Annotated in this window: 11 protein-coding genes; all 11 read right to left on the bottom strand. The window is 50.5% G+C overall.

The annotated features are described in order from the left end of the window. Positions 1 to 82 precede the first annotated feature (82 nt). Positions 83 to 607, bottom strand: a complete 525-nt coding sequence (locus KNQ15_RS04315) for an AAA family ATPase (RefSeq protein WP_214727945.1) — start codon at positions 605 to 607, stop codon at positions 83 to 85. A gap of 101 nt (positions 608 to 708) precedes the next feature. Continuing rightward, the gene (locus KNQ15_RS04310) at positions 709 to 1,392 is read right to left on the bottom strand and encodes an LrgB family protein (RefSeq protein ID WP_029341209.1); all 684 of its coding nucleotides are present in this window, start codon (positions 1,390 to 1,392) and stop codon (positions 709 to 711) included. After that, a complete protein-coding gene (locus KNQ15_RS04305; protein WP_051656227.1) occupies positions 1,385 to 1,774 on the bottom strand; it encodes a CidA/LrgA family protein in 390 nt (129 codons plus the stop codon). Before KNQ15_RS04305 ends, KNQ15_RS04310 begins: the two co-directional genes overlap by 8 nt. Before the next feature lie 420 nt (positions 1,775 to 2,194). After that, complete coding sequence (gene mutL, locus KNQ15_RS04300) at positions 2,195 to 4,027, bottom strand: DNA mismatch repair endonuclease MutL (RefSeq protein WP_214727943.1); 1,833 nt, start codon at positions 4,025 to 4,027, stop codon at positions 2,195 to 2,197. A gap of 10 nt (positions 4,028 to 4,037) precedes the next feature. After that, the gene (gene mutS, locus KNQ15_RS04295; protein ID WP_214727941.1) at positions 4,038 to 6,569 is read right to left on the bottom strand and encodes a DNA mismatch repair protein MutS; all 2,532 of its coding nucleotides are present in this window, start codon (positions 6,567 to 6,569) and stop codon (positions 4,038 to 4,040) included. Between the two features lie 62 nt (positions 6,570 to 6,631). Beyond that, positions 6,632 to 7,069, bottom strand: a complete 438-nt coding sequence (locus KNQ15_RS04290; RefSeq protein WP_053452916.1) for a YlbF/YmcA family competence regulator — start codon at positions 7,067 to 7,069, stop codon at positions 6,632 to 6,634. 112 nt (positions 7,070 to 7,181) lie between these two features. After that, positions 7,182 to 8,009, bottom strand: a complete 828-nt coding sequence (locus KNQ15_RS04285; protein WP_214727939.1) for a DNA-3-methyladenine glycosylase family protein — start codon at positions 8,007 to 8,009, stop codon at positions 7,182 to 7,184. Continuing rightward, positions 8,006 to 9,274: a DUF445 domain-containing protein gene (locus KNQ15_RS04280; RefSeq protein WP_353048886.1), complete on the bottom strand. Its 1,269-nt coding sequence runs from the start codon at positions 9,272 to 9,274 to the stop codon at positions 8,006 to 8,008. The genes KNQ15_RS04285 and KNQ15_RS04280 overlap by 4 nt, the downstream gene beginning before the upstream one ends. Positions 9,275 to 9,379: 105 nt before the next feature. After that, entirely contained in the window at positions 9,380 to 9,667 is a 288-nt protein-coding gene (locus tag KNQ15_RS04275) for a hypothetical protein (protein ID WP_029341204.1), read from the bottom strand. Between the two features lie 124 nt (positions 9,668 to 9,791). Further along, positions 9,792 to 11,246 (bottom strand): phytoene desaturase family protein, encoded by a 1,455-nt coding sequence (locus KNQ15_RS04270; protein WP_214727937.1) that lies wholly within the window; start codon positions 11,244 to 11,246, stop codon positions 9,792 to 9,794. Next, positions 11,243 to 12,859: an alpha/beta hydrolase gene (locus KNQ15_RS04265; protein ID WP_214728028.1), complete on the bottom strand. Its 1,617-nt coding sequence runs from the start codon at positions 12,857 to 12,859 to the stop codon at positions 11,243 to 11,245. Before KNQ15_RS04265 ends, KNQ15_RS04270 begins: the two co-directional genes overlap by 4 nt. Between the last annotated feature and the right edge of the window lie 56 nt (positions 12,860 to 12,915).

Raw genomic sequence — 12,915 nt, 5'->3', positions numbered from 1 at the left:
AATAAGTTGCCCTTCGTTCAAGATTGTTTCCTCCTCATCTATTATCATCTAATGATTCCCGGAAACATCCCTCTTGAATCCTTTACGATCGGGCAGGCGAGAGTCCAATCCCGGTCACGAGAGCAATCGCATCAATGACTTGCCCTTTCGTCAGATCATCCGTCTCGATCTGTTGACTGAACAGCGGATCGGATAATTGCCGTAGTCGTTGTTCCGCTTGTTGACCGCCCCACGAGTTTGGACGCTCAAAGCGGCTGATCAGGCGGCGTTTGACAGTCGTCTCCTTCGCCATCAAGGCGATATGACGGACATCATGTCCAGTCTCGCGTAACGTCCCGATGATTTCCTGAAAGTACGCTGGATTCGTCAAGGTCATCGGTACGATGATCCGCGCATCTTCCGTATCGAGCTGTTCGAGGAGCTGTCGATTAAACGTGCGCCACAACGGCTCATCCTGAAAATCATCCTTGTTTTCCGGCAGTTGCGCCCGTAAGAAATAGCCTGTCTCCTCTGGATCAAAGATGTGTGATCCGCTCCAGCGTTGTTGTAGCCCTTTGGCTGCCGTCGTCTTCCCGACACCAAACGTACCGTTAATCCAAATGATCATCTTATTCTCCTCCACCCTGTCTTCTGTTGTACTATACTGCAAAAGTGGTCGACAAGTTTCAATCGGTTATAAAAAAACACTCCGTTGAAAAAACAGAGTGTTTACCCATATAACCATGTGATTAAAAACGGTGCGATGACGCTAGCACAGACGGCCGTCAAGACCATCGTCAGCAGACCGACCGCCCCTTCACGTTGGTCAAGACTCATTGATTTCGTCGCGCCCATGACGTGGGCAATCGATGCTAAGCCGACGCCACGGCTAACGAAGTGACGAATCTTAAGTCCTGTCATGAGTTTTGGACCGACGATCGATCCGGTTAACCCCGTCAATAAAACGAAGGCTGCCGTTAGCGTCGTCGTCCCACCTGCTTTTTGCGAAATCGCCAAGGCAACAGGTAACGTGACTGATTTCGGTAACAGGGCAAGGTTCGTCGTCCGCTCAAGATGGAGCAGCAGACCGAGTAACAGATCTGAACTCATTGCAATACATGTTCCAAGCAAGACACCAAGTCCGATTTCCGGTAGAAAACGGCGAACGTGATGTCGGACGCGGTAGAGCGGAATCGCAAATGCCGTGATCGCTGGACCGAGCATCTTCGATAAGTACTGTCCCCCTTGCATATATTCTGCATGTGAGACCCCACTATAGATGAGGATGATAATCAGGACAGCCGTCACCGTCAGGATCGGTAACGTCCAGACACGAGGATGCCGTTGGTAAATGAACATTGCGCCACTGAATAAAAGAATGGTCAAAATGATCCAGAACAGTGTCTCACTCATGTGGTGTCACCGCCTCTTTCCGGTGTGCCAAGCGGTCGACGATATACGCTGAGCCGACTAACGTCAGGAGGCTGCTGACGACGACGATTAATAGGACTTGAAGACCAGATGTTCGAAGGAATGCTGTATAATCCATGATTCCAGACAGTGCCGGAACAAAGAATAACGGCATGACGAACAGCAGAAAGGTTCCGCCCCGTTCGACAGCGACGAGAGGAAGCAGTCGACTTTTTAACGTCACGTACAGAAGAATCAAGCCGATGATGTTACCGGGTAAGGGTAACTGGAAAGTTTCGCTCACCCAGTCCCCACTGAGTGAAAAACAAAAAATAAGTGCGATTTGAGCAATGATTTGAATGATACGCATGATGCGTGACAACATGATAAAGGTCCCCTTGTTAACAGTTTCGGGTCTTATTATCCGCCTCTTTCCTTCAACAATCAATGAAATCTAGTTAATCAACTGAAGTAACCGTTCTCATGCAAATTCACACCTTTTTTTGTAGTAGCACAAACAAAAACTAGTCAATCGTGTATCAGTACAACAAATGATTCGAGACGAACAAAAAGGAGCTGATTCCAAAAAAAGAATGACGCATCACACGCAACTCCTACAGGAAAAGCGCATTTATACGCTTTAGAGACAAACAAGACCCGCTTTCCTGCTTGAATGAAGCAGGAAAACTGGCTTGTGTCTCGCCTGAGGAAAGTGCGTGAAAAGACACGTCATTCTTATTTGTAGAGACTTACTTTAAAGTCAGCTCCCTTTTTAATCTGAGACGATACCTGAATGGGATCGTGATTACATGACCCGTTTGAACAACTTCTCAAGTTCATACGTCGTCCATTCGATGATGACCGGGCGTCCGTGTGGGCACGTAAACGGCATTTCCGTTTTCGCTAGATCGTCAATCAAACGGCGCATCATCTCATCGTTCAACGGATGATTCGCCTTAATCGACTTCTTACATGCCATCATAATGGCGGCATCTTCCCGGTACGTCTCGAGATCGATTTTTCGTTTCATCAAGGCTTCATCGAGTAATTCCTGAATCGTCTCTTCCTGCCGATGCGATGGGAACCACGTCGGAACTTCTCGGACGATGAAGCTTTGTGGACCGAATGCTTCAAACTCGATGCCGACGTCTTTTAGCAACGGAAGGACTTCATCCATCCGTTTCATATCATCCGACGAAATTTCAAACGTATACGGTAAGAGCAATTGCTGCCGCTGTTCCGGTGGTCGACCGAACATGACCTTATACGTCTCGTATTTGATTCGTTCTTGCGCCGCATGTTGATCAATCATATACATCCCGTCTTCCCCGGCACAGACGATATAGGACGAATGGAGTTGACCGATGACGTCGAGATGCGGAAAGCGCGGACGCGCGGGTGATTCCTCAATCGCTTCGACAAAGTCCTGCTTGACCGGTTCGAGCGGTTCGAACAGATCATCCCCGTTGCTAAACGGTAATGATTTCTCTACAGGTGGTCGATCGTCTTCTTGCGGCTTTTTCGGAATCGGATAATTCCAGACCGCTCGCGAAGACGTCTCTTCGACTGGTTCCGCGACGTAAGAAAAATCGAGTTTTTCCTGGCTGCTCGGATCCTTTTTTGGTTTCGGTGGCGTCACCTTCGGAATCAATGTCTCCCGGCTGAGTGTCATCTTGATCGTCTCCTGGATCAACTGGCAAAGCTCCATCTCCTTTGAAAGACGGACTTCCCGTTTCGCCGGATGGACGTTGACGTCAATCAGGAGTGGATCCATCGTCACCTCGATGACCGCAATCGGATACCGTCCGATCGGTAGTAACGTATGATAACCATTCAAGACCGCTTGCGTCAGGGCAAAGTTTTTAACCGAACGTCCATTGAGAATCAACGTAATATAATTCTTCGAGGCACGGGTCACTTCCGGTTTGACGAGATGACACGTCAATTGATAATCGGCATTCGCACCTTTTGCGACTAACGTCCCTTGGATCGTCTGGTGACCGTAGACGCTCGCTAGTGCTTGCCGGACGTCTCCCGATCCGTTCGTCTGAATCAACGTCTTTCCTTCATGGGTAGCCCGAAGCTTGACGTCCGGGTGGGCAAACGCCATCCGGTTCAAAACGTCCGTGATTGCCGCAAGCTCCGTATGTGTCGTCTTTAAATACTTCAGCCGGGCCGGTGTATTGAAGAAGAGATGCTCGACCGTCAATTCCGTTCCCCGGTTCATCGCTGCCGGTGTCCGTTCGACAACCGTCCCGTACTCAAGCGTTACCTGAATCCCTTCCGCGTCCTCGCGTTTCGTCTTCAACGTCACTTTACTGACGGACGCGATCGAGGCAAGTGCTTCTCCGCGGAACCCAAGTGTCTTGATCCGAAACAAGTCATGCTCGTCCTTGATCTTACTCGTCGCGTGACGGACGAAAGCCAGTTCGGCGTCATCCGGATAAAACCCATGTCCATTGTCGCGGATCGTCATCCGTTTCATTCCGGCTTCTTCGAGTTCGACATCAATTTGGGTCGCACCGGCATCAAGTGCATTCTCGACCAGTTCCTTGACGACCGATGCTGGGCGTTCAACGACTTCTCCCGCCGCAATCCGGTTCGCTAAACTATCGGATAATTCACGAATGATCCCCACTACATTCTCCTCACTTTCTTGCTTCGGCTTGTAGACGGTACAGCGTATTCAGTGCCTCGAGTGGTGTCATGTTGATTAAATCAAGACTCGCCATCGTCTCTCGCAGAGGATCCGCATCTGAGAACAGACTGAGTTGATCAATCGGCTCCTCCTGAACAGGAGCTTTGACAGGTGCTGCGACCGGAACAGGCTCAGCCTGCTCGAACTCGGACAAGAGGACTTGCGCCCGCTCGATCAGACTATCTGGTAAATCAGCTAACCGCGCGACGTGGATTCCGTACGATTGATCGGCTTTTCCATCGCGCACTTCATGCAAGAAGACGACACGCCCGTCTTGTTCAACGGCACGGACGTGAACATTCGCTAACCGCTCAATCGATTCTTCGAGCACCGTCAGTTCATGATAATGCGTCGAAAATAGCGTCTTCGCTCCGACATGACGAGCAATGTGTTCAACGATCGCTTGTGCGAGTGCCATCCCATCGTACGTCGAGGTCCCGCGACCGATTTCGTCAAGCAGGATCAAGGACCGATCCGTTGCACGCGTCAACGCTTCTTGTGTCTCGACCATCTCGACCATGAACGTCGACTGTCCACTGACAAGGTCGTCTGCCGCCCCGATTCGAGTGAAGATTTGATCGAAAATCGGCAGTTCCGCTTGAGCAGCTGGTACGAACGAGCCGATTTGATGCAACAAGGCAATCAAAGCAAACTGTCGCATATAAGTCGACTTACCAGACATGTTTGGTCCAGTGATCAACAGCATCTCGCGTCCTTCGTTTAAGGTGATCCCGTTCGCGACATATTCACCACGTGGTAAGACCGTTTCGATAACCGGGTGACGTCCTTGCTGAATATCAACCGTTCGTCCCGTCGTCGTGATCGGTCGGACGTAGTCATGCGTCTCAGCAATCTCGGCCAGTGCGACGAGGACGTCGAGTTCCGCAATCCGGCGACTGACCCGTTGTAAGCTTTCGATGTGCCCTTTGACTTCATCGCGCACCCCGCAGAAGAGATCGTACTCGAGTGTGACACTCTTCTCCTCCGCACCAAGGATCAATGCTTCTTTTTCTTTCAATTCCGGTGTGATATAACGCTCAGCATTGGCAAGTGTCTGCTTCCGTTCATACCGTCCTTCCGGCAACAGCTTGGCATTGGCACGTGAGACCTCGATGTAATAGCCGAAGACACGGTTATAGCCGATCTTCAACGTCTTAATGCCGGTCGCAGCCCGTTCGCTGGATTCAAGTGTCGCGAGCCATGTCTTTCCGTCTTTTGAAGCGACAAGTAACTCGTCGAGGTCTGGGGAATAACCGGACTTGATCATTCCGCCCTCTTTCGTTGAGATTGGTGGGGCTTCGACAAAAGCACGATCGAGTAGATCGCTCAACTCGTCGTGCGGATCGAGTCCGAGACTGAGTTGACCGAGACGTTCGCTCATCATCTCTTCAAGTGCTGATTGGATGCGGGGAATCAGCCGTAACGTCGACTTCAATTGAACGAGGTCGCGCGCCGACGCTGTTCCGTACCCGACTTTCGCGACGAGTCGCTCGAGATCATAAACTTCGCGTAACGTATCTTTTAATTGCTGACGTTCGAAATAGTGTTGCAACAGCTCTTCAACGGCGTCGAGTCGTTCCGTGATCACTCGCTCGGATAACAACGGCTTTTCCAGCCACCGTTTCAGCATTCGTCCGCCCATCGCTGTGCCCGTCACGTCAAGTAGACCAAGCAAGGAACCCTTTTTATCTCCTGTCCGTGCTGAACGGACGAGTTCGAGATTCTTGACCGTATTCGGCTCGAGTTGCATAAAATCGCTCGCCTCATAGACGACAGCCGGTTGCAGATGCGTCAACGCTCGTTTTTGTGTATCGTGCATGTAGGCATAGAGGACGGCAAAGGCTTCCGCTTGTGCCGCATCAATCGCGCGGTCTCCATGTGGATGCGTCTCACGCCGCGAACTCCGCGTTAGTGGAATCCGCAAGGACGCGAGTGCCGTCTCATGTTCCTCTGTCGTGACGATGATTTCTCGCGGCAAGATGATGCTCAATTCCTTGACTACACCATCGAGTGTCGCAACGCTCGTCAAGGCACTCTCACCGGTCGAGACGTCTCCGCGGGCAATTCCAAAACGACCGTCCTGTTCGACGACCGCGACTAAGTACCGATTCTCTTTTTCCGTCAAGGCGGACATCAACGTCCCCGGTGTGATGACTTGGATGACTTCGCGTTTGACGAGTCCTTTCGTCAACTTCGGGTCCTCGACTTGATCACAAAGCGCCACCTTATAACCACGTTCGATCAACTGTTCGATGTAGCCGTTCGCTGCGTGATGGGGTACGCCGCACATCGGAATCGGATGTTCGGCGTTCTTGCCGTTTTTCGCCGTCAGCGTCAACTCCAGTTCATGGGCGACTTTCTTGGCATCTTCAAAGAATAATTCGTAAAAATCACCGAGCCGATAAAACAAGAAGGCGTCCGGATAATCCGCCTTGATCGAGAAGTATTGTTTCATCATCGGTGTGTTGTGTACTGCTTCCATTCCTCCACCTCATTCGTAGAAAAAGCCGACGGATGTCCGTCGGCTTTTCGTTCATTTCGTGATTAGTAGCCGCAACCGCCGCTTTTGTTTTCTGCTTCCATGCCGCTGCCTGTCTTACCAGCGAGAACATCCCCGTCCGTCGCTTCGATGATTTGATCCGTAATGCCGTTCGAGATCGTCACCGTGATGTATTGGAGAAGTCCGTTGACTTCTTCTTGTGTTTCTTGGAACTGTTGGACGACAGGCATCTCATCGAGCTCAGCGAACAATTTATCGAGCTTCGCTTCGACACGTGCGAGTGCTTCTGTTTTGCCGTAATGTTGGCAGTTGACTGCCTCTTTTTGAAGGAACTTGATTTGTTTCATCATCTTTTGGACTTTTTCATTCCCGTTGATGTTGGCTTCTGCCGCTTTGAATCGTTCTACTTCCTGTGTCTCTGAAATCATTTTGGCGATTTCATTGGCTTTTTCGATGATTTGTTCATCTGTATACATCCACATTCGTCCCCTCTATCGTTAGCGAACACGTCGCTTCCCTTAGCATTTCTGAACGATTCCTCGTTCTGTCGCATTCATTATACCGTTCTCGCGATAGAGTGACAAGAATAGTTCCTTATTCGATTGAACGCCATAACAGATAGGCGGCGTGACTGCGGACAGGAGCAAATTCTTCCGCCAGTCGTGTCGCTTCTTCCACCGATGGTCGATACCCGAGTAACCGTTCGAAAGCCCGTAAAATCCCGATGTCCGATGCCGGAAAGAGATCCGGACGACCGTATCCGAACATCAGGACGTTTTGAACCGTCCATGGTCCGACACCTTTCAGTGCAATCAACGTCTCAGCAATTTCTGCGTCAGTCGCTGACGTCAATCCATCATAATCAATCGCTGCCGTCGCTACGCCGAGCAAGTAATCGACTTTACGTCCTGATAGTTGCAGAGCAAGCAAGTCCTCACGACGCGCGGTTGCTAATTGACGCGGTGTCGGCGGAAGGATGATTCCGTCCTGGACCGTTCCGAATGTTCGAAAGACACGTTCCGTCAATGTATGGGCAAACGCCAGATTGATTTGTTGATGAATGATCGAACGGATCAAGGCCGTGAATGGTGAATGATCCAGCACAAGTCGTTCGTCGCCGAACCGTTCGACGATCGCGTGTAATGACGTCGCTTTGAGACGCCGCGCAGGATTCGGCTCACTGAGTCGAAAGCGTCGCTTGAGTTGCGTCAGCACCGCTACTTGTGGTCCTGAACCGTCAATCCGTAACGTGTAACCATCGATGGCTTCTATCGTCGTGATGTACGCCTGATCGTTGATGAAGACTGGAACGACGAGTCGCCCTGCACGCTCGACTTGTAACGGGTCTTCCGTCAAACGAGACATAACACCTTTAAAATCAAATGCTTCCGACAACGTCAGATCATATGTCCACCGGCTCATCCGACGAATACCTTGATTGCACCAAGAATCAGACCGATAATGAATCCACACAAGGCTCCGTTGACCCTGATCCACTGCAAGTCACTGCCGACTTTATCCTCGATCATATGAATCAATGTCTCGGTATCGAAGCGGTTTAAGTTCTCGCGGACGAGTCCTCCGATTTTTTGGTGGTTTTGCTCAACGAAACGAACGAGTTGCTCCTTCATCCACTGATCGCTGCTATCCTTGAACGTCGGATGTTGTTCCCAGTCATCTAAGGCACGGGAGAGCATCGGCATCGCTCGTTCCGTCCAGAAGGCATCTGACGTCATGTAGCGTTCGAGTTCAATCAGACCAGCATCGTAAGCACGTTCAATAACCGGAACGAAATCGAGTCGATCGACTTCGCTTGCCTTCCAGGCATCAATTTTTGCTAGACGCTCTTCATCGATCGACAATTGTGCCAGGTTACGGCGCAGATGATCGAGAATCGCTAAGCGATTCGGATGATGGACTTGTCGCATGTCTTGAATGACCGTTAACAAGACACCTTGAATGACAAGACTGAGTTTTTCTTCTGAATAGACTTTTTGGACGGTTCGCGCCGTCACCCGTAAGAACGTATTTTTTTCTTGATCGATCATCGCCGTATAGGCAAGACGACCGATTTGGTCACGAATGATCGGATCTTCAAGTAGACGTTGCCCATAACCGAGTAACTGATCCATCAGCCACTCGTCAAGCCGACGTTCCTCATTCAATTCCATCGCCCGGACTGCCAGTCGTTGCGACGGATACGCTTTGATCGTTTCCGTTAATCGTGTATCTGCGAATTCGAGAATCGCTTCCTTCGGTAGTTTTCGAATCAGACCGACCAATAGTTCGGTGACAGTCGCTCGAAAAGCAGGCAGAACCAGAATCGAGCGTAAGATTTTGATGACACGATCCGCGAGCGTCATGTGTTGCAGTTTCGCGACGATACTTTCTTTATTCAGTAAGTCCGTCTCGAGCATATGAACGATTGATTCGATGACCCGTTCCCGATTTTTCGGCAACAGGTTCGTATGGGGAATCTTTAAGCCGAGCGGATGGCGAAACAGCGCCGTAATCGCGAACCAGTCGGCGATCCCACCGACAAGTCCGGCTTCGAAACCGCTCTGGAGCCAAAAGATCCACGCATTTTCTTTAAATGGCAATGAGACAACGAATCCGACCGCCATGAAAATCAACGAGACGGTCGCAAGCCGCCGTGTCGATGTTTTAGGTTGTTCAAGTGATGACACATCGTTTCCTCCTTCAATTGAGTCACTTACCTACCTTACGAACGGGATGAGGATTAGGTTTCGACACGAAAGAGCCCCAGTCATCGACTGGGACTCCCTATGTACTTAAAACGTGTATTCACCAAAACGGTCGCCATCCCATGTCGCGGTTGCCGTTGAGACAAAATAGACTAGTCCGTTGCCGAATGTATTTTCCATTAATGAAACGAGTTGTTGTCCGTTCGTCTGCTCGACGAACGCCAATCGTACTTCTTCTTTTCCTTGATAAATCCGTTCGTAGACACTTAAACCGCGTGCATTGAGAAACGTGCGTGCCGACTCGAATTGAATCGGACCGACTTCAGGTCGTCGTTCCTGAATGAACGACTGACATTTTTGCTCGAATGTCTCCATGGTTTTTCACTCCTTCTCTCTTTCTGTTCATGGATATCATGTTCCCGACTCTTCCTCATCATAATCCTCAAATGTGAAAAAAGCGACAGATGCGTCGCTTCTTTCATCATTTTGCGACGATTTCTCATAATCTGACACCAAACTGTCGGGCGGCATGAATCGCAGACGTCGTCGCCCCGATCGTCCCGGCACCCGGAAAGATCGTGTCGCCGATGGCAAAGAAGTGATCGATACCCGTCCGAAACGGAGCCGCGAACAAGAGACTCGTACTCGGACGTTGCGGATACCCCCCGACTCCACCGTCCGGACGGAACGTATAGCGAACCCACGCACCGGGTCCACCCGGATGGCGTTCAATCGCCTGTTGTCCGAAGCTCGGAAACTGTTGTTCAAGAATAGCTTCGAAGATTGCCGACATCGTCTCGACTTGTTCGTCGTAGCGTTTCCGGTCCGTCTTATCAAATGTACCGATTGGAACATGACATGACATCGTCAGCGTCCGCTGACCGGCTGGTGCACGTAACCGGTCATCCGGACGGGAGAGGGAGATGAAGGCATGTCCTGAAGGTAAGGACGGATCATGGACTTGCCGGAATGCTTCATCAGACAAAATGATCGCCTCCGGTATCGCCGCATAATACGTAAAGGTCGCCCATTGCTGTAGCTTTTCTTGTCGTCGGTACGTTCGTCGTAACGTTCGTCGCATATCCGCGCTGACGACTTCCCGGATGCCTTCAAGCGGAACAGCGCAGATGACAGCATCGGCAAGCGTCAAGCGCCCTCGCCAATCCTCGATCAAAAAACCATCCGGCGTCTTGCGAATCGACGTGACTTTTCGCCCAAGCAGACATGTTGCCCCGTTCGCCTCGGCTGTTTCTTTTAATTGCTCGGCCAGTCGGTACAAGCCGCCCGGAACATAATAGGCACCTTCGTGATAAATCGATAAGGCGACAGCCCCTAGTAAAGCAGATGCTTCCTGCCCTGTCTGCATGCTGTCGAGTAAGATCCCGTCGATCACTTGTGCGAACAACGTATCCGCTAGTCGATGTTTGCGTAACAGATGACCAATCGTCAGAGGAAAATATGGTAAGAGGACGACACTTTTCGCGTGACGGACTAACCGCTGAACATCGGCTAGATCTTGAAGTGGCAATGCCGGCAGTTCTGCCATCAGTGGACGAATCGCCTCATGAATCTGCTTGATTTCAGCAAAGAAAGCACGAATCGACGATGCCTGCTCCGGAAAATGTGACGTCAATTCGATTAGAAAGGCATCGCGATCCTGATAATAATGAATCGTCCGTCCTTCGATGCGAATCGTCATGACGACGTCGAGTGACTCGACACGGTGCGTCACTCCAAGATGATCGAGCACACGGGCATGAATGCCGCCAGCCTCAAATCCCATCCCAAGGGTCGCTCCAACTGGATATGTCAGATCCCGGCGCGTGAACTTCCCGGCTGACCCTCCCCATTCACGGCTCCCCTCAAGGACGGTGACCGTATGCCCTTCTTGTGCGATCAATGCAGCAGCCGTTAGACCTGCAATTCCTCCGCCAACGATGACGACGTGTTTCATGATGATTCCTCCTCCGTGACCCGGTTTTCTTTAAACAGGAAATTGCGGATTTCGCGGAAGACTGGCTCCCGGCGATGAATCGTGAAATGATCATATTTATACGATTTTGTTTGGATGTTATCCGTATAGTTCTCGAGTGCAAATGAACTCTTCAGCGAAATCAGATTGAAGTCGCCCCCTTTGGCACCAAACGAATAGACAAGTACGTCACGTGGCCACGTCTCGAGCCGCTGGGTCAGGTTGTTCATCGCTGGAGAACCTTTCGCCAGATCGCGGATTGCGGGACTGTTCGTATTCGTGCCGAGTGGTGCAAGCGTCAAGCCGAGTTTCGCGTAATCGGAGCCGGCGATCGGTGAGTCGAGCGTCACGACTTTTCGGACGTGATACGGCATCTCTTCTTGAACCGTGTAGGCGACGACATCAACACCACCCATGCTGTGCCCAACGAGCTGGATATCGGCAAAGGTCGCTTTTTGTTTCGCGTCATACGCAGCAATCGCCGCATTCAACCACTTTTGTTGATCGGCAAGGCTTGCCTCATCGTCCGCAAAAACGATTCGGACAAGCGGGTATCCGGTCGGTGAGGGGTTGACGCTACAGGTCGCTTTCCCGGAGCGTGTCACGTCACATCGTCCTCCGTCATCGGCCACTTTTTTATTCGTGAAGTTTTGAATCATCGGAACGAACGTCCGCTCCGTCCCGAACAATCCATGGACGAGGAACGTCGGCACGATTTCACTCTTTCCTTGTGTGACAATCTGTCGCGTCGGCGGTGGGGCACTCGACGTATCTTCCGCAAATAGCCACCACGCCCCTCCCCCGACGATCAAACAGACGAGAAGTGAGATACTAATCGTTTTCAGCTGTTGACGACGTAGTTTACGGACACGATGAAAGACCCAGTAGAGGAATAATCCGACACCAATTAATAATACGATACCAGTAATGATCCAGCCTGTCGGATTCGGTACATAGGCAATCAACTGTAGTTGGTTTGCTTTCGTTCCGTATAATTTCCATGACACATCATGGTAATTCGACCAGTCGATTTTTTCACCATTTTGGAGACCAATCACTTTTGGTCCATGGAGCTTGATCTCGATATCGGCTTGACGGATATACCGATCGGCTAATTTTTTAACCTGTCCTGTCGGTTGATACCCTTTGATGTTTAACCGATCGATACTGAGATCAATGTTCGTATCGAGTCGGTACGTATCGAACCAAAATCCGTCCGATTTTTTCATGTCAAACTTCGTATCGGGTGGAATCAGAATCCCACCGATGCCGGTCTTCCATTCGTCCTTGATCGACGTCATATCCTTGAAGTTCGCGAATGTCTTTTGCATCCGGATGCCTTCGTAGTCATCCTTCGTCTTAAACGTCTTCGCCGCATAGCCGTTCTTCTCAGCTTGTTTAACATACCCCTTCCAATTCGGATTCAAATTGAGTAGACGAGCCACCGGATGTTCCTTTGCGGCATATGTCGTCTTTAAGGTGACACTTTGATCGGTATGGATCGTTGCATCGTACTGGATGCGAATACACCCCCCAAGGAGCAGTGTCAGCATCAAAAATGAGAGCAATATCCCTTTCTTCTTCTTACTCATCAGGTCACATCCTTTCCTCATCAGTTATTCCCTATCTTGCAAAAGTAAAAACGGTTGAC

The organism is Exiguobacterium sp. s168, from assembly GCF_018619035.1.
GTDB lineage: Bacteria > Bacillota > Bacilli > Exiguobacteriales > Exiguobacteriaceae > Exiguobacterium_A > Exiguobacterium_A acetylicum.
The sequence above is the reverse complement of the archived record's forward strand: the minus strand, read 5'-3'. Positions and strand labels throughout refer to the sequence as shown.